Origin of the sequence: Bartonella sp. AA81SXKL (assembly GCF_042196945.1) — a bacterium.
GTDB lineage: Bacteria > Pseudomonadota > Alphaproteobacteria > Rhizobiales > Rhizobiaceae > Bartonella.
The window spans coordinates 1-999 of the sequence record NZ_JBHIRH010000122.1 but is presented as its reverse complement, the minus strand read 5'-3'; the positions used below and the strand labels follow the sequence as shown (position 1 = coordinate 999).

The window sequence follows — 999 nt, the reverse complement described above, 5'->3', positions numbered from 1 at the left end:
CACTGTTAATCATGTCAAAGAAGCAGCATTAAGTGGTGCAGACGTTGCAACTGTTCCACCAGCAATCTTAAAAGCGCTAGTCAAACACCCTTTAACCGATAAAGGCTTGCAAATCTTTCTGGATGATTGGAAAAAAACCGGACAAAATATCGCTTAACCTTTTGCAAGATCCCCTGAAAGCAACAAGAAAATCTGTTCAGCCAACTCCTCAGCCACACGCTTGTGCGCATCTTTCTCTGCTTGCAGAGTTGCATATTCTTGGCGCATCCTCTCAAAGGATGTGCTCATAGTTGCCATGCCGTTGGAAACAGGAACATTTTTCATATCTCTTAAGGTGTAGAATGCTTTGCTTACCACGGTTCCAACGGAAGGTCGCCCTCTCCTCTTTTTATCGAAGTCAATCTCTATCTGGACAGATTCCCTTGTAAGTACGGAAATCTGTAATGCCAACTGATAAACCGGAGTAGAAGGTTTACTGCCATTTCCATAAAGAAGAAAGAGCAGATGATTACGCACCATTTGACCAAAACGATCTGACGGTTCTTCAATGACAATAGAAGCAAGTTTTTCAGAGAGTCCTAAAGAATTTTTTCCTGAAAATTCACCCGGAACAGACTCTATCGTCGAAATCTGAGACACTTGACGATAAAGTGGTTCAACTTTGCACCCATAAAGAAGCGTAAATAAAACCGCCAAACCAGCAAGAATACAACTTTTAAAGAACGACATTGACAATCCTTTTTGGAACAATAATCATTTTTTTCACGGGCTTTTTGACAAGATGTACCTTTACAAAATCAAGAGCTAAAACAGCTTCTTCAATCATCGCTTCACTAGCTGTTGCTGCCACAGTCACCTCACCGCGTTTTTTACCATTAATCTGTACCGGCAAGGTATAGCATTCTTCAACGGTTAATGCGCGATCACAAACAGGCCAAGCAAGTTCAGAGATTAAAGTTTTCTCTCCTAAAGCAGCATGACATTCTTCAGCTAAATGAG

General features: G+C 41.2%; 1 protein-coding gene and 2 pseudogenes. 1 reads left to right on the top strand and 2 read right to left on the bottom strand.

All coding sequences use genetic code 11. The features are described 5' to 3' along the window. Positions 1-157 (top strand): annotated as a pseudogene (locus ACFINZ_RS09990) (fructose-6-phosphate aldolase); the annotation flags it as partial. On the opposite strand, the gene lptE reads toward ACFINZ_RS09990, so the two are convergent. Further along, complete coding sequence (lptE, locus tag ACFINZ_RS09985) at positions 154-729, bottom strand: LPS assembly lipoprotein LptE (protein WP_375701432.1); 576 nt, start codon at positions 727-729, stop codon at positions 154-156. The pseudogene ACFINZ_RS09990 and the gene lptE overlap by 4 nt on opposite strands. Next, positions 716-999, bottom strand: a pseudogene (locus ACFINZ_RS09980) (leucine--tRNA ligase); the annotation flags it as partial. The pseudogene ACFINZ_RS09980 and the gene lptE, both read right to left, overlap by 14 nt.